Here is a 19,270-nt window from a genome sequence, read left to right on the forward strand (position 1 = left end):
CTGGAGGTGCCCATGGAACTGCGCTTCATCCTCAAACAACTGATCCTTCCCCCTGGCGGCCTGATGCTGCTGATCCTGCTGGCCTGGCTGCTGTGGGCCTGGGCGGGGCGGCCGCGCTTGGCGGCGCTGTGCATGACTTTTGGCTTGGGCGGGCTGTGGCTGCTCAGCCTGCCCGTGGTGGTGGAGTGGGCCTCGCGGCTGATCGAGCGCGAGCCGGCGCTGGCCGAGGCCGAGTGGTCGCGGCTGGGCGAGCGTGCCGAGGTGCTGGTGGTGCTCGGTTCGGGTCGCGAGGAGGCCGATCCGGCCTGGGGCAGCGACCAGCCCAGCGTCACGGCTATCGAGCGCCTGCGCTACGCGGCGCGCCTGCAACGAGCTTCGCAGTTGCCCATCCTGATCAGCGGCGGCCTGCATTATGGCCAGCCGCCCAGCGAGGCGGCACTGATGGCCGAGTCGCTGCAGCGCGACTTCGGCGTGGCGACCCGCTGGCAGGAGGCGCGCAGCCGCAATACCTGGGAGAACGCCCAGTTCAGCGCTGAAATGCTCAAGGCCGAAGGTATCCGTCGCGTGGTGCTGGTGACCCAGGCGGCGCACATGCCGCGTGCGCGCTGGTGTTTCGAGCGCGCCGGGCTGGAGGTAGTGGTGGCGCCGCTGGGCTTCCTCGGTGTGGCCAATGAGCGCCCGTTGGGCGGCTGGCTGCCGGCGGGCAAGGCCCTCTGGCAGAACACCCGCTTGCTCAACGAGGCGTTCGGCCTACTGGTTTACCCGCTGTTCTATCGCTAGACGCGCCGCCTGAGGTCAGGCGGCTTGCAGGGCGGCACCGCGCGCCTGACGGCGGCGGGCGAGGAAGGCCCAGGCCAGGAGTGCGACGCACAGCACGACCAGTGGCCAGGCGCGCCATTGCAGGTAGGGCGTCAGCCCCTGCATCGGCTGCACTTCGCCATAGAGGATGGCTTGCTGGAACTGCGGGATCTGCACGCTGATGCGGCCTTGCGGGTCGATCAGTGCGGTGACGCCGTTGTTGGTGGCGCGGATCATCCAGCGCCCGGCTTCCAGGGCGCGCATCTGCGCCATCTGCAGGTGCTGCAGCGGGCCGATGGAGGTGCCGAACCAGGTGTCGTTGCTCACCGTCAGCAGCAGGTCGCTCTGCGCGGCCAGGCCGGCGGCGAATTCCGGATACACGACCTCATAGCAGATGAAGGGCGCGATCTTCAGGCCCTTGGCCTGCAGCAGGGCCTGGTCGGCCGGGCCGCGGGCGAAGTCGGACATCGGCAGGTCGAAGAAGGCGATCAGCCCGCGCAGAAGGTCCTGCAGCGGCACGTACTCGCCGAATGGCACCAGCTTCTGTTTCAGGTAGGTGCCTTCGCCCCAGCCGGTGACGGTGATCGCGTTGTAGTAGCGCTTCTCGCCGTGCTGGTTGATCTGGCGCAGCGGTACGCCGGTGATCAGCGCGGCGTCGCGGTCGGCGGCGACGCGGCCCATCACCTTCAGGTAGCCCTCGGCGAATTCCTTGAGTACCGGCACGGCGGTTTCCGGCCAGACGATCAGGTCGGCCGGCTGGCTGGTCAGGGTCATGTCGCGGTACAGGGCCAGCTGAGCATCCAGCTGCTTCGGATCCCACTTCATGTTCTGCTCGACGTTGCCCTGCAGTGCCGCGACCTTGAACGGCTCGCCCTTGCTGGCGGTCCAGGCGTGGTCCTTGAGTGCCAGGCCGGCGAGCCAGGGCGCCAGCAGCAGAGCCACGCCGGCGGCCAGTTGTACCTTGCTCTTGAGCAGGCGCGGCAGGTTGACCAGCAGCGCGGCGGACAGCGCCAGGGTCAGGGAGAGCAGCCACATGCCGCCGAGCGGCGCCAGGCCGGCCAGCGGACCGTGCAGCTGGCTGTAGCCGGCGTACAGCCAGGGGAAGCCGGTGAGGAACCAGCCGCGGAAGGCCTCCTGGGCCAGCCACAGGGCGGCGAACGCGAGGGCGTCGGTCACCGGTGCATCATTGCGGCGCAGCCAGCGTGCCCAGAGCCAGGCGGGCAGGGCGAAGAACAGGGCGATGCCGGCGCAGAAACCGAAGGTGAGGAAGCCGGCCAGGGCCGGCGAGGCGGCGCCGTAGTCGTGGATGCTGACGTAGATCCAGCTGGTGCCGGCGAGGAACAGGCCGAGGCCGTAGCACCAGCCGCGCAGCAGCGCCTGGCGCGGGTTCAGCTCGCGCAGGCCGAGGTAGAAGATGGCGATGGCCAGCAGGGCCAGCGGCCAGATATCGAAGGGAGCCAGGGCCAGGGTGGTGCAGGCGCCGCCGGCGAGGGCCAGCAGGTTGCCCGGCCAGCCGGGTTGGGTGATCCAGCGCATCATGCGTCCTTGATCGGGAATCAGGCGGGCAAGGGTACTGGAAGGGCGGGAGGCGGGGTAGGGTGCGCAACGCGCACCCTGTATCGGCGGATAACCGCAGGGCGCGTGCGCCCCGAGGTCTAGCGCTCCAGCGGGGTCAAGCGCAGCAGATGTACCCGGCGGCTGTCGGCGTTGAGCACGCGGAAGCGGTACTCGCCGATCTCGGTTACTTCGTTGCGCTTGGGCAGATGGCCGAAGGCGTTCATCACCAGGCCGCCGACGGTATCGAACTCGCTGTCGGGGAACTCGGTGTCGAAGGCTTCGTTGAAGTTCTCGATCGGGGTCAGCGCCTTGATCAGGAAGTCGCCGGACGGCAGCGGCTTGATGTAGCTGTCCTCCTCGACGTCATGCTCGTCCTCGATGTCGCCGACGATCTGCTCCAGCACGTCCTCGATGGTCACCAGCCCGGCGACGCCGCCGTACTCGTCGATGACCACGGCCATGTGGTTGTGGTTGGCGCGGAACTCGCGCAGCAGCACGTTGAGGCGCTTGGACTCCGGCACGAAAGTGGCCGGGCGCAGCAGCTGCTTGATGTCGAACGGCTTGTCGCCGTTGATGATCAGCGGCAGCAGGTCCTTGGCCAGGAGGATGCCGATGACCTCGTCAAGGCTCTCGCCGATCACCGGGTAGCGCGAGTGCGCGGAGTCGACGATGGCCGGGAGGAATTCGGCCGGGCTCTGGCTGGCCTTGATGCTGATCATCTGCGAGCGCGGCACCATGATGTCGCGTACCTGCAGGTCGGCGACCTGGATGGCGCCCTCGACGATGGTCAGGGCTTCGCTGTCGAGCAGCTTGTTCTGGTGTGCATCGCGCAGGACTTCCAGCAGTTCCTGGCGGTTTCTCGGCTCATGAGCAAAAGCCTGGGTCAGCTTGTTGAACCAGGACTTCTGCTCGTTGCTCGATCGATCTTCGCTCATGGTGAGTCTCGGGGCCTTCTCTGGCAGTTATTCTTCGTCGGCGGCGTAAGGGTCGGGATGACCCAGTTCAGCCAGCAATTCCCGTTCCAGCGCTTCCATCTCCTCGGCTTCATCGTCGTCGATGTGGTCGTAGCCGAGCAGGTGCAGGCAGCCGTGGATGACCAGGTGCGCCCAGTGGGCCTCGCTGGTCTTGCCCTGTTCACGGGCCTCGCGCTCGACCACTGGTACGCAGATCACCAGGTCGCCGAGCAATGGGATATCGAGGAGTTCATCCGGCACGTCGGCCGGGAAGGACAGCACGTTGGTGGCGTAGTCCTTGTGTCTCCAGGTGTGGTTCAGCTCGCGGCCTTCTGCTTCGTCGACCAGGCGGATGGTCATTTCCGAGTCGGCGGTGCGCTGGCGCAGGGCGAGCTCGCACCAGCGGCGCAGCTGTTCCTCGCCGGGCAGATCGGTGGCGCTGGAGGCGTTCTGCAGGTCCAGTTCAAGCATTGCTGTGGCCTTTGCCTTCCTGTTGCTCTTCGAAGCGCTCGTAGGCTTCGACGATGCGCTGCACCAGTGGGTGGCGGACCACGTCCTTGGGCTTGAAGTGGGTGAAGCTGATGCCCGGTACGTCCTGCAGCACGTTCATCACGTGGGCCAGGCCGGACTTGGTGCCGCGTGGCAGGTCGACCTGGGTGACGTCGCCGGTGATCACGGCGGTGGAGCCGAAACCGATACGGGTAAGGAACATCTTCATCTGCTCGAGAGTGGTGTTCTGACTCTCGTCGAGGATGATGAAGCTGTTGTTAAGGGTACGACCGCGCATGTAGGCCAGCGGGGCGATCTCGATCACCTGCTTCTCGATCAGCTTGGCCACGGTTTCGAAGCCGAGCATCTCGTACAGCGCGTCGTAGAGCGGGCGCAGGTACGGGTCGATCTTCTGCGCGAGGTCGCCGGGCAGGAAGCCCAGCTTCTCGCCGGCCTCGACCGCCGGGCGCACCAGGAGGATGCGTCGTACCTGCTCGCGCTCCAGCGCGTCCACCGCACAGGCCACGGCCAGGTAGGTCTTACCGGTACCGGCCGGGCCGATGCCGAAGTTGATGTCGTTGTCGAGGATGGCCTTGACGTAGCGCTGCTGGTTGGCACCGCGTGGTTTGATCGCGCCCTTCTTGGTGCGCAGAGTCACGCCGGCGTCGGCCTTGCCGCTGTCCAGCGCTTCCAGGCCGGACTCCTGCAGGTACAGGTGGACCATCTCCGGCGACAGTTCGGCGCTCTTGGTCTCACGGTACAGGCGGCGCAGCAGGTTCTCGGCGGACTGGGTGTGCTTGCTCGGGCCGACCAGCTCGAACTGGTTGCCGCGGTTGCGGATCTCGATGGACAGGCGTTGTTCGATCAGGCGCAGGTGCTCGTCGAATTGTCCGCAGAGGTTGGCGAAGCGGCGTGCTTCGTAGGGTTCGAGGGTGAAGCGATGCGGTTCTATGGGAGCGTTCAATGGTGTCCGGTTGCCGCTGTGCGGCGGGAGTGATGGTCGAAGGATAACCCCAGGCGCCCGAGGGTGAAAGTTCGGGCGCCCGGCAATGGGCTAGCCGTTAGTCGATAAGGGTGCCGCGCAGGGAGTTGGGCAGTGCCTCGTAGATTTCCACGTCGACGAACTGGCCGATCAGGCTCGGGTTGTCGCAGTGGAAGTTGACCACGCGGTTGTTCTCGGTGCGGCCCTGCAGTTGGCCCGGGTCGCGCTTGGCGTAGTCGCTGACGAGGATGCGTTGGACGGTGCCGACCATCCGTCGGCTGATCTCGAAGCCCTGCTGGTTGAGGCGGCTGTTGAGAATCAGCAGGCGCTGCTTCTTCACCTCGTCCGGGGTGTCGTCGACCAGATCCGCTGCTGGAGTGCCCGGGCGCGAGCTGTAGATGAAGGAGAAGGAGAAGTCGAAGCCGACATCCTCGACCAGCTTCATGGTCTGCTCGAAGTCCTTCTCGGTCTCGCCGGGGAAGCCGATGATGAAGTCCGAGCTGATGCAGATGTCCGGCACCGCCGCCTTCAGCTTGCGGATGCGCGACTTGTATTCCAGTGCCGTGTGGTTGCGCTTCATCGCCGCCAGCACGCGGTCCGAGCCGGATTGCACCGGCAGGTGGATGAATTTCACCAGCTGCGGGATATCGGCGTGGGCCTGGATGATGGCATCGGAGAACTCTAGCGGGTGGCTGGTGGTGTAGCGGATGCGCTCGATGCCGTCGATGGTCGCCACCGCGTAGAGCAGGTCGGCGAAGTCGGCGATGTCACCGTCCGGGGTCGCGCCACGGAAGCCGTTGACGTTCTGCCCGAGCAGGGTGACTTCCTTGACGCCTTTCTCGGCCAGCTGGGTGATCTCCAGCAGCACGTCGCCGAGCGGGCGGCTGACCTCTTCGCCGCGGGTGTAGGGCACCACGCAGAAGGTGCAGTACTTGCTGCAGCCTTCCATCACCGAGACGAAGGCGCTGGGGCCGTCGACGCGCGGCTCGGGCAGGCGGTCGAACTTCTCGATCTCGGGGAAGCTGATGTCGATCTGCGCCTGCTTGGTGTTGCGCGCGGCGTCGATCATTTCCGGCAGACGGTGCAGGGTCTGCGGGCCGAACACCACGTCGACATAGGGCGCGCGATCGCGGATGGCGGCGCCTTCCTGGCTGGCCACGCAGCCGCCAACGCCTATCACCAGATTCGGGTTCTCCAGTTTCAGCTCGCGCCACATGCCCAGCTTGGAGAACACCTTTTCCTGAGCTTTTTCGCGAATCGAGCAGGTATTGAGCAGGATCACGTCGGCTTCCGCCGGGTTCTCCGTGACTTCAAGGGCCTGGTGTTCACCCAGCAGGTCGACCATGCGCGAGCTGTCGTACTCGTTCATCTGGCAACCGTGGGTCTCGATATAAAGCTTCTTGGCCATCTGCGTGCGTCGGTGGTTCTGAATCGGACCGCGCATTATAGGGAGCAAGGCGCATGCTTCCTAGGCTTGCCGGTCCGGAGGCTGTGCTAACATCGCGCCCCCGAATTTCAGCCGTCCTCTATTCTCCTATCCATGAGCAAGCGCGAACCCATCTACAAGGTGATTTTCCTCAACCAGGGCCAGGTGTACGAGATGTACGCCAAGCAGATCTACCAGAGCGATCTGTGGGGCTTCCTGGAGGTCGAGGAGTTCGTCTTCGGCGAGCGCACGCAGATGGTCGTCGACCCCAGCGAAGAGAAGCTCAAGGCGCAGTTCGAGGGCGTGGTGCGCAGCTTCGTGCCGATGCACTCGATCGTGCGCATCGACGAGGTGGAGCGCCTGGGGACGCCGAAGATCAGCGAGGCCAAGGGTGGCGGCAACGTGATGCCGTTCCCCATGCCGATGCCGGAGAAGTAAGCCTCAGTTGGGCGCGAAGGCCGGCACCTGCGGGCTGATGCCGGAGCCCGGCAGGCCCGGCGTCGGGTTGTAGCCAGAGCCGGAAGGGCTGGTGTCGATGTTCTGCAGCTCCAGCAGGTAACTGCGGAAAATCTGCCCGAGCACCTGGCTGGCGACCTGCAATTCCTCCCGCCCCATGCGCTCGGCCACCTGGTCGGCGCTGTCCATGGCCTCGTCCGAGCCATTCACCGCCGCCATCTTCAGTACGATGTAGGCCTGCACGTTGTTGGCCTGTACGCCTTCGCCCTGGGAGAACATGTTGCCCAGGCGTAGCTGGGCCTGGGCGTTGCCTTGCAGCGAAGCCTGTTCGAACCAGTGCAGGGCCTGGGGCAGGTCGCGCGGTGCGCGCTGGCCGTCGTAGAAGAATTCGCCGAGTTCGTACTGGGCCTGGGAGTCGCCCTGTTGGGCCAGACCCTGGCAGGCGCTCACGGCCTGGGGCAGGTCCTCGGGAGCCAGATTCAGCGAGCAGCGGCCTTCGGCCGGCACCAGCAACGAGTTGTCGCCTGCGTGGGCCAGCAGGGGAGAAGCGAGCAACAGGCAACCGAAGAACAGGTTGCGGCCGGTGCGGTTCATGGAAATCGGAACGCCTCGCGGAACGGATCGGGCCTCATGCCCAGCCGGCTGAATGCGCCGGCCATCACATTATGTGATAAGCCGGTGCGTCCTTACAAAGTCTTTACCGGGATTTCCTCGCGAGCCGGCATGCGCAGTGTCAGCAGCAGCCAGGCCAGCAGCGGATAGGCCGGGGTCAGCAGGGCATGGAACAGGTCGACCCGGAGTAACGGACCGATAAAGCCTTCGGTGCCCACGACCAGGCCGGCGACCAGGAACAGACCCACCACGCCGATGGCCTGCAGGCCCGGGCGCAGCTGCGGCCAGCGGCTCAGACCGGCGTAGAGGATCAGCAGCAGCGTCACCAGGCTGAGGGCCAGGCGATAGTGCTGATCCATCCCCAGCACGCGCGCGCCGATGAACAGGCCGACCAGCACCAGTAGCCATACGGTCCAGATCGAGCGGGCCCAGGTCAGGCCGCGAGATAGCGCGAATGCAGCCAGGCCCAGCAGCGGCAGGCCGAGGGCGGCGCTGAGCTGGGTGAAGGAACGGTGCTTGTCGATCCAGCTCGGGTCCAGGCCGTAACGCACCGCGCCGCACAGCGCCGCCGTGGCGGTCAGACCGAAGCCCAGCAGCAGGGCGCGCAGCACCGGCTGGCCGGTGAAGGCCGGGCGCAGCCAGAGCAGGCTGGCCAGACAGGCCAGGGCCAGAACTCCATCACTGAGTGCGGTGCTGTACTGCATCACTTGAGCCTGGCGAAGGCGCGCTCGGCGGCGGCGAAGGTGATTTCCAGCTCCTTGTCGCCATGGGCGATGGAGGTGAAGCCGGCCTCGAAGGCGCTCGGGGCCAGGTACACGCCGCCTTCCAGCATCAGGTGGAAGAACTTGTTGAAGCGCGCCGCGTCGCTGGCCATCACGTCATTGAAGGTGACGATGTCGTCGGCGCCACTGAAGTACAGGCCGAACATGGCGCCTGCCTGGGTGGTGACGAAGGGGATGCCGGCGGCATCGGCGCGCTCCTGCAGGCCTGCCAGCATGCGGCTGGTGAACTCGGACAGTTCTGCGTGGAAGCCCGGGCGGCTGATCAGTCTGAGGGTGGTCAGGCCGGCGGCCATGGCCAGCGGGTTACCGGACAGGGTGCCGGCCTGGTAGACCGGGCCGAGCGGGGCGATGCACTCCATGATCGCGCGCTTGCCGCCGAAGCAGCCGACCGGCATGCCGCCGCCGACGATCTTGCCGAAGGTCGACAGGTCCGGCACCACACCGTAGTGGGCCTGGGCGCCGCCGAGGGCGACGCGGAAGCCGGTCATCACCTCGTCGAAGATCAGCACCACGCCGTGCTTGTCGCACTGCTCGCGCAGGCCTTCGAGGAAGCCCGGCGCCGGCGGTACGCAGTTCATGTTGCCGGCCACCGGCTCGACGATGATGCAGGCCACGGTCTTGCCGACTTCGGCCAGGGTCTTCTCGACGGCAGCCAGGTCGTTATAGGGCAGCGTCAGGGTGTGCTTGGCGAAGTCCGCCGGCACGCCGGCCGAGCTCGGTACCCCCTGGGTCAGCAGGCCGGAGCCGGCCTTGACCAGCAGGCTGTCGGAGTGGCCGTGGTAGCAGCCCTCGAACTTGATGATCGCGTCGCGGCCGGTGTGGCCACGGGCCAGGCGAATGGCGCTCATGGTCGCCTCGGTGCCGGAGCTGACCATGCGTACCAGCTCCATGGACGGCACGATGGAGCAGACCAGCTCGGCCATCTCCACTTCCAGTGCGGTCGGTGCGCCATAGGACAGGCCGTGTTCGAGCTGCTTGCGCACCGCGTCCAGCACCTGCGGGTGGGCGTGGCCGAGAATCATCGGGCCCCAGGAGCCGACGTAGTCGACGTAGCGCTTGTCATCCTCGTCGATCACATAGGCGCCTTCGGCATGCTTGAAGAACAGCGGGGTGCCGCCGACGCTGCGGAAGGCGCGCACCGGCGAGTTGACGCCGCCGGGAATGTGTTTCTGGGCGTTGGCGAACAGGACTTCGGAACGGGACATGGCGGTCTCTCTAAATCAGGAATTGGCGAACAGCGCGCTGAAGGCGCGGGCGCGGGCCTCCACCTCGGCGGCGGAGGGCGCGGAGAACAGGGCGTGGATCACGGCCAGCAGGTCGGCGCCGCGGGCGATCAGCTCGGCGCCGTTTTCCAGGCTGACGCCGCCGATGGCGGTGATCGGCAGGTTGAAGCGGCCGCTGGCCTGCTCCAGCAGCTCCGGCGTGGCGCTCGGCGCGCCGGGCTTGGTCTGCGAAGTGAAGAAGCGGCCGAAGGCGATGTAGCTGGCGCCTTCGCGGGCGGCCTGTTCGGCCAGCTCCAGGCTGGCATGGCAGGTGGCGCCGATGATCGCCTGGCGACCGAGCAGGGCGCGGGCGGCGGCCAGCGAGCCATCGCCCTGGCCCAGATGCACGCCGACGCCAAGGCGGGCGGCCAGTTCGGCGTCGTCATTGATCAGCAGGCTGGCGCCGTGGCGGGCACACAGCTCGGCCAGCTGCGAGGCTTCGCGCAGGCGGCGGGCCTGGTCGTCGGACTTGTCGCGGTACTGCAGCAGACGTGCGCCGCCCTTCAGCGCCGCTTCCACGTATGGCAGCAGCTTGCCGCCTTCCAGCAGCTGGCTGTCGGTGATGGCATACAGGCCGCGCAGTGCAGCGCTCACGAGCAGCTCTTCATAGTGAGAAATCCAGCGGCAGGCGGCGCGGTACGTACTGGCCGCGGCCGGGCTGTTCGGCATCGCGCAGGGTGCGCCAGGTGTAATCCAGCGCTGAGCGCACGGCGCTGACGGTGTCCTCGCCGAGGGCCAGGCGCCCGGCCAGGGTGCTGGCCAGGGTGCAGCCGGAGCCGTGGTAGCTGCCCGGCAGTCGCGCGCAGGTATAGGTGTGGCTCTGCCCGTCGCGGACGTACAGGCGGTTGTGTACCTCGGCCTCGTCGCCGTGGCCGCCGGTGATCAGCAGGTGCTGGCAGAAGGGTGCGAGCTTGGCCGCACACTCGTCCGCCGTGCCTTCCGGCAGTTCGGCGAGGATGCGCGCCTCGGGCAGGTTCGGTGTGGCCACGGCGGCGATCGGCAGCAGGCGCTCGCGCATGGCGTAGCCGACATCCTCCTTGCCCAGCGAACCGCCGCCGCCGGCGCGCAGCACCGGGTCGCAGACCAGCGGCACGCCAGGCAGGCGCTGCATGATCTCGACCACGGTATCGACCATCTCCACCGAGCCGAGCATGCCCAGCTTGACGGCGGCTACCGGCAGGTCGGTGATGATGGCGTCGACCTGGGCCAGGACCCAGGCGCGATCCAGCACGCGGAAGTCGGAGACGTCGACCGTGTCCTGCACGGTCAGCGCGGTAACCGCCGGAGCGGCATGGCAGCCCTGGGCGAGCAGGGCTTCGATGTCCGCCTGCAGGCCGGCACCACCAGATGGGTCGTGGCCGGACAGGCAGAGGACGACGGGACGGGAGTTGTGTCTGTTCATGGCCGGCGAGCTTACCACCTGGCGGCGAAGTGGCCCAATCGATGTATACAACTTGGCCGGATAGACGGATTCCTCCGTACTGGCCCTGTGCTAGAGTGCCGCTCATACCAATCAGAAGGATTCTGTGTGCCGTCCCCAGAGGAGAAGAGGGCTCCCGGACGGCTGCACGCGAATCTATGCGGGGCTGCATGCGTGTCTTTCTATTCCTGATGCTGTTCGTCGTGGGCGGGCTGGCGCACGCCGTCACCTTCGACGAGCAGACCCGCTACCTCACGCTCGGCCCGCAAATGCAGGTGTTCGAGGACGTGCGCGGCGATGCGACCATCGAGCAGGTCAGCTCGGCGGCGCTGGATGGCAGCTTCCGCATCAATGGCAAGCCGGTACTCAACGCCGGTTACTCGCGCTCGGTGTTCTGGCTGCGCGTCGACCTGGACTATCAATCGAGCAACGCGGCGGCCAAGCACTGGCTGCTGGAATTGGCCTATCCGCCGCTCGACAAGCTGGACCTGTACCTGCCGGACGGCGCCGGCGGTTATCGCCTGGCGGTGCGCACCGGCGACTCGTTGCCCTTCTCTAGCCGGCAGATCAAGCAGAACAACTACCTGTTCGACCTCGAGCTGACGCCGGGGCAGCCGCAGCGCGTCTACCTGCGCGCGCAGAGCCAGGGTTCGATGCAGATGCCGCTGGGCCTGTGGGCGCCGGACGCCTTCATCGAGGCGCAGCCGGCGCGCATTTATACCCTCGGGGTGATCTACGGCATCCTGTTGGTGATGCTGATCTACAACCTGTTCATCTTCGTCGCCGTGCGCGACACCAGCTATCTCTACTACATCCTCTACATCGCTTCCTTCGGCCTGTACCAGATCTCCGTGAACGGTGCCGGTATCCAGTATTTCTGGCCGGACAGCCCCTGGTGGGCCAACGCCTCCACGCCGTTCCTGATCGGCGCGGCGGCGCTGTTCGGCTGCCAGTTCGCGCGCAGCTTCCTGCACACCGTGGAGCACAGCCTGTGGGTCGACCGCCTGCTGCGCCTGCTGATGGCCACTGGCGCGCTGGTGATGGTGCTGGCGCTGACTACCAGCTACGCCACCGCCCTGCGCCTGGCCACCTACCTGGCCCTGGCCTTCACCGTGGTGATCTTCGCCGCCGGCATACTGGCCTGGCTGCGCGGCATGCGCGTGGCGCGCTACTTCATCATCGCCTGGACCGCCTTCCTCGCCGGTGGGGTGATCAACACCCTGATGGTGCTGGGCTTCCTGCCTTATACCTACCTGACCATGTACGCCAGCCAGTTCGGCTCGGCGCTGGAGGTGGGTCTGCTGTCGCTGGCCCTGGCCGACCGCATCAACGCCATGAAGGAGGAGCGCACGCGCATCCTGCAGCAGGCCGGGCGCGAGCTGGAGGTGCTCAACTCCGAGCTGGCCGACAGCAACCGGCTCAAGGACGAATTCCTCGCCACCGTCACCCACGAGCTGCGCACGCCAATGAACGGGGTGATCGGTTCGCTGGAGCTGATGCAGACGGTGAAGATGGATGTCGAGCTGGAGCAGTACCAGCGCACCGCCGCCAGTTCGGCGCGCGACATGATGCGCATGGTCAACGACATCCTCTCGCTCACCGAACTGCAGGCCGGCAAGCTCTACCCGCGCCGCGAGCCATTCAGCCTGCGCGGCCTGGTCGACAGCCTGCGCGCCCAGTACGGCGGGCGTGCCGCGGACAAGGGCCTGAGCTTCCGCGTCGAACTGGAAGATAGTCTGCCCGATACCCTGGAAGGCGACGCGGCCAAGCTGGCCCAGGCCATGGGCTATCTGTTGGACAACGCCATCAAGTTCACCCACCAGGGCGGTGTGGTGCTGCGCGTGGCCGCCGCCGGGCCGCTGGCGGGCAGCATGCCGCTGCGCCTGGAGGTGCAGGACAGCGGCATCGGCTTCGTGACCCCCGAGGGCGGCAAGCTGTACCAGCGTTTCCGCCAGCTGGACGGTTCCATGACTCGCCAATACGGCGGTCTGGGCATCGGCCTGGCGATCTGCCGGCAACTGGTGGACCTGCTCGGCGGCAGCCTACAGCACCAGTCACAGCCGGGGCGCGGCAGCGCCTTCGCGATCAGCCTGGCGCTCGACCTGCCGGTGCAGCACCCGAGCGTCGCCCCCGCCACCCGGCGCAGCGGTGGTGCTCCGCGCCGCCACGCCGAGCAGTGCACCGTGCTGATCGTCGAGGACAACGCGATCAACCAGCTGGTGACCCGAGGCATGCTGCTCAAGCTCGGCTACCGCGTGCGCACCGCCGACAACGGCGCCGAGGCCCTGGAAGTGCTGCGCAACGAGCCGATCGACGCCGTGCTGCTGGACTGCCAGATGCCGGTGATGGACGGCTTCGCCACCTGCCGTGCGCTGCGCCAGCTGCCGGGCTGTGCCGAGACGCCGGTACTGGCCATCACCGCCCACAGCCACAGCGGTGACCGCGAGCGTTGCCTGGCTGCTGGCATGAGCGACTACCTGGCCAAGCCGGTGAAGTTCCTCGAGCTGCAGACCCTGCTGCACGACTGGGTGCTGTGTCGCAGCAGCGACGCCTGATGTCGTTTTGTCATTGATCCGGCCGATTTTTGGCCGAAACGTCATTTTCGCCAAGAAGTGAATCGTGATTCACTGAGCTGAATTCATGAACACGGATTCAGCTCATGGCCTATCGCACCACCGCCGCACGCCTCGATCGCGCCCAGGAGTTGCGCGATCGTATCCTCGCCTGCGCCCTCGCCAGGGTCGTCGATGGCGGCTTCGCCAACCTGACCATGCAGGCCCTCGCCGAGGATGCCGGCATCGCCACCGGCAGCCTGTACCGCCACTTCAGCGGCAAGGGTGAGCTGGCCGCCGAGGTGTTCAGCGGCGCCTGCCGCATCGAGGTCGACGCCCTCGCCGAGATTCTCGGTGGCCCCGGCAGCGCCTCCCAGCGCCTGTCCGCCGGCCTTGAGCAGTTCGCCGCGCGCGCCTGGCACAGCCGGCGCCTGGCCTTCGCCCTGATCGCCGAGCCGGTGGACCCGGAGGTGGACGAGCAGCGCCTGCTGTTCCGCGAGGCTTATGCCGAGCTGTTCGTCGACCTGCTGGAGGAGGGCGTGCGTGGCGGCGAGTTCCGCGTGCCGCAGGTCAATCTGATCGCTGCCTGCCTGGTCGGCGCCATCGCCGAGGCCCTGGTCGGCCCGCTTTCTCCACCCGCCCGCGCGGCCCGCGATGCTGGCTTGGCGGCGCCGGACCTGGCCACCGTCAGCCAAACCCTGATCACCTTCTGCCTGCGCGCCGTCGGCGCTTCGGAGTCCTGATATGTCCTTGCAGCAATTCGCCGAAACCCACGAAGTGTTCAACCAGGTGCCGTCGCTGGACGGCGCCAATCTGTACCGCCTCGACCTGCCGCTGCAGGAATGGACCCGGCGCTTCGGCGGCGGCTGGGCCGAAGACCGTCTCAACAGCTACGGCGCCCTGGCCGGCGGCGCGCTGATGCAGGCCGGCTTCCTGGCCAACGAGAACAAGCCGGTGTTCAAGAGCCATGACCGTTATGGCAACCGCGTTGATCTGGTCGAGTTCCACCCGGCCTATCACGAGCTGATGCGCACGGCCATCGAGCACGGCATTCCGTCGCTGCCCTGGACCGACCCGCGCGAGGGCGCCCAGGTGGCCCGCGCCGCGCTCAACTACATGCACAACCAGGCCGAGGCGGGTAACGCCTGCCCGCTGACCATGACCTACGCCGCCGTGCCGGCGCTGCGCCTGCAGCCCAACCTGGCCGAGATCTGGGTGCCGAAGATCCTCGCCACCGAGTACGACCCGCGCAACGTCGGCATCGAGCAGAAGGCCGGCGTCACCATCGGCATGGCCATGACCGAGAAGCAGGGCGGCACCGACGTGCGCGCCAACACCACCCGCGCCTACCCGGTGGGTCTCGGCGGCCCCGGCGAGGCCTACGAGCTGGTCGGCCACAAGTGGTTCTGCTCGGCGCCGATGTGCGACGCCTTCCTCACCCTGGCCCACACCGACAAGGGCCTGTCCTGCTTCCTGCTGCCGCGCCATCGCCCGGACGGCACGCGCAACCAGTTCTACATCCAGCGCCTGAAGAACAAGCTCGGCAACTGGGCCAACGCCTCCAGCGAGGTGGAGTACCGCGGCGCCCTGGCCTGGATGGTTGGCGAAGAAGGCCGTGGCGTGCCGACCATCATCGAGATGGTCTCGCTGACCCGCTTCGACTGCATGATCGGCTCCAGCAGCCTGATGCGTCAGGCCCTGACCCAGGCCGCCCACCACTGTGCGCACCGCAAGGTCGGTGGCCGCGTGCTGGCCGAGCAGCCGCTGATGCAGAACGTGCTGGCCGACCTGGCACTGGAGAGCGAGGCTGCCCTGGCCCTGACCTTGCGCATGGGCAAGGCCCTGGACAACCCGCACGACGAGCAGGAGGACAAGTTCGCCCGCCTGGTCACCGCCATCGGCAAGTACTGGATCTGCAAGCGTGCCCCGGCAATGATCAACGAGGCGCAGGAGTGCATGGGCGGCGCCGGTTATGTCGAGGAAACCATCCTGCCGCGGCTGTACCGCGAGGCGCCGGTCAACTCGATCTGGGAAGGCTCGGGCAACGTGCAGTGCCTGGATGTGCTGCGCGCCCTGTCCAAGGAGGCCGGGGTGCTCGACGCGCTGTTCGCCGAGCTGGGCGACGGCCATGGCGATGCGCGCCTGAAGGCGCATATCCAGCAGCTGCAGGCGGACTTCCGCGACGCCGCCGACATCCAGTACCGCGCCCGCCAGCTGACCGAGGACGTGGCTGTGGCCCTGCAGGCCAAGCTGCTGCTGGAAGCCGGCAACGCCACGGTGAGCGATGCCTTTATCGCCAGCCGCCTGGACAGCGGTGGTCGCGTCTACGGCACCCTGCCGCGCGGCGCCGATGTCGAGGCGCTGGTGGCGCGCAGCACGCCGCACCTGGTCTGACCGTGCAATGTCCCGCGGCCATCCGGTCGCGGGCGTCCCGAGAAAAGGAATCCTCCATGCAGGCCCATCCGCGTTACCGCGAGCTGGTCGAACAGGGCTTCGCCGCCGCCAACTTCATCCAGGACCTGGGCATTCGCCTGCTCGACTGCGGTCCCGGTTGGGTCGAGGCCGAGCTGGACATACTACCGCGTCATCTGCAGCAGAATGGTTTCATCCACGCCGGGGTGCAGACCACCCTGGCCGACCACGCCTCCGGCGCGGCTGCCGCCACGGTGCTGGTCGAGGGCTTCACCGTGTTGACCCTGGAGTTCAAGGTCAACCTGCTGCGCCCGGCGCGCAGCGAGCGCCTGCTGTGCCGCGCCGAAGTGCTCAAGGCCGGGCGCCAGGCCACGGTGGTCGAGGCCGAGGTGTTCGGCTACGAGAAGGGCGAGCGGCGCCTGTACAGCAAGGCCAGCGTGACCATGGCCGTGGTGGATATTCCCGCCTGACTCAGCCTGCCTGCTGGCGCCGCCAGTAGGCCAGGTAGACCAGCGCCAGCAACGCGGCCAGGGCGGTCGGGCCGAGTAGCGCTCGGTAGTGCCAGTGCAGGTAGCCGAAGGCGCCGAGCACACCGCCGCCGATGAAGCCGGCGATCAGGATCAGGTACAGCAGGATGCGTCGGCGGTCCGCCGGCTGCCCGCGCAGCTTGAGGCCGAGCATGATGCCGAGGTCGGTGAACAGCCCGGTGACGTGGGTGGTGCGCACCACTGCGCCGCTGTAGGTGCTGGTCATGGCGTTCTGCAGGCCGCAGGCGGCCGAGGCCAGGTAGTGGCCGAGGTCGCTGCCGCGCTCCAGCATCAGCATCGCCAGCAGCAGGGCCAGGCTCTCCACCAGCAGCGCGGCGCCGTAGCGGCGGCCGAGCTTGAGCGACTGGTTGCCGATCACGCAGCCGCTGACGGCGGCGCCGAGCACGAAACTGAGCAGGATCAGCAGCAGGTGCAGGGCCGCGCCCGGCTCGCCCTGGGCCAGCTCCACGCCGAGCAGGCTGGAGCTGCCGGACAGGTGCGACACGCCCTGGTGGTTGAAGCCGAGCAGTGCGATGGCATTGACGCTGCCGGCGATCAGCGCCAGGCAGAAGCCGCCGACCTCTACCCAGCGTGGCAGTTGATGGATCATGCGAGACGCCTCCCCCGGTCGTCGTCGCCTTCCGTTATGCCGCAATCGCCGGCGGCTTGCCATCAGTCCTTAGGAGAACACCCGGCGCGTCAGCGGCAGCGCGCCGAAGGCGGCCACCACGAACAGGCTGGCGGCCAGGCACAGCGCCAGCGGCAGGCCCTGCGGGCCGGTACTCATCAGCGCGCCGCTGAGCAGCGGGCCGAGCAGGCTGCCGACGCCCCAGAGCATGCCCACGCAGGCATTGGCGGTAACCAGGTCGGGGCCGCGGAAATGCTGGCCGATCAGCACCAGCGCCAGGGTGTAGATGCCGCCGGCCGCCGCGCCGAGCACCACCAGCGCCGGCCACAGCAGGCTGCCCTGGCCGATCAGCCAGGGCAGGGCCAGGCCGAGCGCCAGGGTCAGCACACCGCAACCCAGGTGCAGGGCGCGGCGGTCTACGCGGTCGGACAGCCAGCCCAGTGGCACCTGGAACAGCATGTCGCCGCCGAGGATCACGCTGGCCATCAGCGCTGCCACGCCCACCGCCCAGCCGTGGCTGCTGGCGTACACCGGGAACAGCGACAGCACCACCGCATCGAAGAAGGCGAAGAACAGCACGCCCAGGCAAAGCGCCGGGGCGATGCGCACGAAGCCGAGCAGGGAGAAGCGCCGCGGCGCATCTTCGGCGGCTTCCACCAGGTCCGCCGGCAGGCTGCGCCAGACCAGCGCCAAGGCCAGCAGGTTGGTCGCCAGCACCAGCCACACCGGCCAGGCACTGGCTGCGCCGAACAGGCTGATCATCGCCGGGCCGCCCAACTGGCAGCCGGTGAAGCAGGCGGCGTAGAGCGCGACGATCTGGCCGCGCTTGCGCTCGTCGCACAGCTCGTTGACCCAGGACTCGCCGAGGATCACCAGCACGCCCATGCCGACGCCGAGCAGCAGTCGCGCGCCGGCCAGCACCGCCAGTGGTGCCTGGTCCGCCAGCAGGGCGGCGCAGCCCAGCAGGCACAGGGCGAAGCAGATCAGGTACAGCTGGCGGCCGCTGAAGTGGCGGCACAGGCGATGCACCAGCAACGCGGCGAGGATCATGCCGGCCGCCGGCAGGGCCGACATCAGGCCGATGGCCAGGCTGCCCGCGCCGGCGCCGTGCAGGCGCAGGGCGACCAGCGGCAGGGTGGCGCCCATGCTCAGGCCGACCACGGACACGGCGAAGATCAGCACGCCGAGCAGATAACGGTTGTTCATTTCTCTCTCCAGCCCGTTTGCGGCCCGGGCGCGGCCAAAAAGCGACAGGTGCCCACGCGTGGTGGCGGGGCGGGTGCTAGGCACGAAGGACGAGTCGCGGCTTGGCGCCGGCGAACTCAGAGAGACGCGGAGGGAGGCGAGAAGGTGAAGGCGAACAGCACGCTGCGTCGGCGCTTGAGCTTGGCGTCACGCGGCCAGGTGCGCGCCAGCAGCCGCGGATCGGGCTGGGCAGAGCAGGGCAGGTGGGCGGACAGCAACATGGCTAGCGATTTCGGTCATACAGCGGGGCGCGCAGTCTAGGGCGCGGGCTGTGGTGGGTCAACGCGGCCCGCTCAACGGCGCTGCCAGATCATCCGCCCGGTGTTGCTCTCGGTCACCAGGTAGGGCGTATCGAAGCGGTAGTGCGCGGCCGGCTGGAACTCCGGTGCGCCCTTCAGCTGTACCAGCAGCAGGCCCTTGTCGCTGCGCCAGCGCCCGCTGTACTGCAGCTCGCCGGGGCGGTCGTAGCTCCATTCGCTGCCGCCGGCCACGCTGCGTCGCCACTGTTCGATGCTGCCGTCGGAGCGGATGCGCAGGGTGGTGACCATGGTCAGCGAGGCATACTCCAGCCCCTCGCTGTTGGTCATCTGCTCGTACACCCAGGTGCCGATCAGCGCCGGGTCCTTGTTCGGGTCCGGTGGCGGCGGGGGGGGTGCCACGCGCTGGAACATCGTCTCGCGCAGCAGCGTCTCGCCGTTCTGCGGGCTGCGCGCGGCCAGGCTGGTGGCGAGCATGTCGTTGGCGTAGTTGGCATTCATGTTGGCCAGCACCTGGCCGGAGGCGGGCTCGCTGATCTGCGCCTGCAGGGTCTGGCCGTCGAAGCTGCCGGTGACGCGGAAGCGCTGCTGGCCTTCGAGGTATTCGCCTTCCACCTGCTGCTCATGGCTGCGCAGGATCAGCTCGACCGGGCGCTCATCCAGGCTGCCCTGGTAACGGCCGTCCAGCTCGGCGGCCAGGAGTGGTGAAGTGCTGCAGACAAACAGACAGATGATCGACAGGGCGCGCACGACGGCTCTCCTCGAAACCCATGGGGCAAGCCTAGATGCTCAAGCGTAGCCGTGCCGCGTAGCCGCCGAGTGGCAGCAAAGTGCCACTCGACTGGCGGCTGTCGGGCCGATGGGCGCAAGATAGAGCGGTGATCCCAGCCAGGAAGCTGCCTCGTGACTGCC

At 67.6% G+C, this 19,270-nt stretch carries 20 protein-coding genes; 6 read left to right on the forward strand and 14 right to left on the reverse strand.

The window, feature by feature from the left end:
- Positions 1–12 precede the first annotated feature (12 nt).
- On the forward strand, positions 13–780 hold the full coding sequence (locus tag PTT45_RS09615; protein ID WP_273812961.1) for a YdcF family protein: 768 nt from the start codon (positions 13–15) through the stop codon (positions 778–780).
- Positions 781–795: 15 nt separating this feature from the next.
- Here the strand turns inward: PTT45_RS09615 and lnt are convergent, their stop codons facing one another.
- The 5 genes from lnt to miaB form a co-directional block, all read right to left on the reverse strand.
- Positions 796–2,334, reverse strand: coding sequence for an apolipoprotein N-acyltransferase (gene lnt / locus PTT45_RS09620; protein ID WP_273812962.1), 1,539 nt, complete (start codon positions 2,332–2,334; stop codon positions 796–798).
- Between the two features lie 119 nt (positions 2,335–2,453).
- Positions 2,454–3,290 (reverse strand): HlyC/CorC family transporter, encoded by an 837-nt coding sequence (locus PTT45_RS09625; protein WP_273812963.1) that lies wholly within the window; start codon positions 3,288–3,290, stop codon positions 2,454–2,456.
- Between the two features lie 27 nt (positions 3,291–3,317).
- Positions 3,318–3,779 (reverse strand): rRNA maturation RNase YbeY, encoded by a 462-nt coding sequence (ybeY, locus tag PTT45_RS09630; protein ID WP_273812964.1) that lies wholly within the window; start codon positions 3,777–3,779, stop codon positions 3,318–3,320.
- A complete protein-coding gene (locus tag PTT45_RS09635) occupies positions 3,772–4,761 on the reverse strand; it encodes a PhoH family protein (protein WP_273812965.1) in 990 nt (329 codons plus the stop codon). Before PTT45_RS09635 ends, ybeY begins: the two co-directional genes overlap by 8 nt.
- 97 nt (positions 4,762–4,858) lie before the next feature.
- Complete coding sequence (gene miaB / locus PTT45_RS09640; RefSeq protein WP_273812968.1) at positions 4,859–6,187, reverse strand: tRNA (N6-isopentenyl adenosine(37)-C2)-methylthiotransferase MiaB; 1,329 nt, start codon at positions 6,185–6,187, stop codon at positions 4,859–4,861.
- 132 nt (positions 6,188–6,319) lie between these two features.
- On the opposite strand from miaB, the gene PTT45_RS09645 reads away from it, so the two are divergent.
- Positions 6,320–6,643 (forward strand): DUF1820 family protein, encoded by a 324-nt coding sequence (locus PTT45_RS09645; protein WP_273812970.1) that lies wholly within the window; start codon positions 6,320–6,322, stop codon positions 6,641–6,643.
- A 3-nt stretch (positions 6,644–6,646) separates the two neighbouring features.
- Here the strand turns inward: PTT45_RS09645 and PTT45_RS09650 are convergent, their stop codons facing one another.
- The 5 genes from PTT45_RS09650 to PTT45_RS09670 all read right to left on the reverse strand — a co-directional run bounded on the left by PTT45_RS09650 (position 6,647) and on the right by PTT45_RS09670 (position 10,719).
- The gene (locus tag PTT45_RS09650; RefSeq protein ID WP_443218168.1) at positions 6,647–7,255 is read right to left on the reverse strand and encodes a tetratricopeptide repeat protein; all 609 of its coding nucleotides are present in this window, start codon (positions 7,253–7,255) and stop codon (positions 6,647–6,649) included.
- 92 nt (positions 7,256–7,347) lie between these two features.
- Positions 7,348–7,977 (reverse strand): hypothetical protein, encoded by a 630-nt coding sequence (locus tag PTT45_RS09655; RefSeq protein WP_273812972.1) that lies wholly within the window; start codon positions 7,975–7,977, stop codon positions 7,348–7,350.
- The gene (gene hemL / locus PTT45_RS09660; protein WP_273812974.1) at positions 7,977–9,260 is read right to left on the reverse strand and encodes a glutamate-1-semialdehyde 2,1-aminomutase; all 1,284 of its coding nucleotides are present in this window, start codon (positions 9,258–9,260) and stop codon (positions 7,977–7,979) included. The genes PTT45_RS09655 and hemL overlap by 1 nt, the downstream gene beginning before the upstream one ends.
- A 15-nt stretch (positions 9,261–9,275) precedes the next feature.
- Positions 9,276–9,899, reverse strand: coding sequence for a thiamine phosphate synthase (gene thiE, locus PTT45_RS09665; protein ID WP_273813016.1), 624 nt, complete (start codon positions 9,897–9,899; stop codon positions 9,276–9,278).
- A gap of 22 nt (positions 9,900–9,921) precedes the next feature.
- Entirely contained in the window at positions 9,922–10,719 is a 798-nt protein-coding gene (locus PTT45_RS09670) for a hydroxymethylpyrimidine/phosphomethylpyrimidine kinase (protein WP_273812975.1), read from the reverse strand.
- Between the two features lie 188 nt (positions 10,720–10,907).
- Between PTT45_RS09670 and PTT45_RS09675 the strand changes: the two genes are divergently transcribed.
- The 4 genes from PTT45_RS09675 to PTT45_RS09690 all read left to right on the forward strand — a co-directional run bounded on the left by PTT45_RS09675 (position 10,908) and on the right by PTT45_RS09690 (position 16,171).
- Positions 10,908–13,292 (forward strand): hybrid sensor histidine kinase/response regulator, encoded by a 2,385-nt coding sequence (locus PTT45_RS09675; protein ID WP_273812976.1) that lies wholly within the window; start codon positions 10,908–10,910, stop codon positions 13,290–13,292.
- 104 nt (positions 13,293–13,396) lie between these two features.
- Positions 13,397–14,032 (forward strand): TetR/AcrR family transcriptional regulator, encoded by a 636-nt coding sequence (locus PTT45_RS09680; protein WP_273812978.1) that lies wholly within the window; start codon positions 13,397–13,399, stop codon positions 14,030–14,032.
- A gap of 1 nt (position 14,033) precedes the next feature.
- Entirely contained in the window at positions 14,034–15,683 is a 1,650-nt protein-coding gene (locus tag PTT45_RS09685) for an acyl-CoA dehydrogenase family protein (protein WP_273812979.1), read from the forward strand.
- 56 nt (positions 15,684–15,739) lie between these two features.
- Complete coding sequence (locus PTT45_RS09690) at positions 15,740–16,171, forward strand: PaaI family thioesterase (RefSeq protein WP_273812980.1); 432 nt, start codon at positions 15,740–15,742, stop codon at positions 16,169–16,171.
- A gap of 1 nt (position 16,172) precedes the next feature.
- On the opposite strand, the gene PTT45_RS09695 is transcribed toward PTT45_RS09690, so the two are convergent.
- From PTT45_RS09695 to PTT45_RS09710, 4 genes are all read right to left on the reverse strand, one after another.
- Positions 16,173–16,838, reverse strand: a complete 666-nt coding sequence (locus PTT45_RS09695) for a YoaK family protein (RefSeq protein ID WP_273812981.1) — start codon at positions 16,836–16,838, stop codon at positions 16,173–16,175.
- 69 nt (positions 16,839–16,907) lie between these two features.
- Positions 16,908–18,062, reverse strand: coding sequence for an MFS transporter (locus tag PTT45_RS09700; RefSeq protein ID WP_273812982.1), 1,155 nt, complete (start codon positions 18,060–18,062; stop codon positions 16,908–16,910).
- A 116-nt stretch (positions 18,063–18,178) separates the two neighbouring features.
- Complete coding sequence (locus tag PTT45_RS09705) at positions 18,179–18,322, reverse strand: hypothetical protein (protein ID WP_273812983.1); 144 nt, start codon at positions 18,320–18,322, stop codon at positions 18,179–18,181.
- Positions 18,323–18,394: 72 nt separating this feature from the next.
- Positions 18,395–19,108 (reverse strand): hypothetical protein, encoded by a 714-nt coding sequence (locus PTT45_RS09710; protein WP_273812984.1) that lies wholly within the window; start codon positions 19,106–19,108, stop codon positions 18,395–18,397.
- Between the last annotated feature and the right edge of the window lie 162 nt (positions 19,109–19,270).

This window comes from Pseudomonas sp. Gutcm_11s, from assembly GCF_028649395.1.
Lineage (GTDB): Bacteria > Pseudomonadota > Gammaproteobacteria > Pseudomonadales > Pseudomonadaceae > Aquipseudomonas.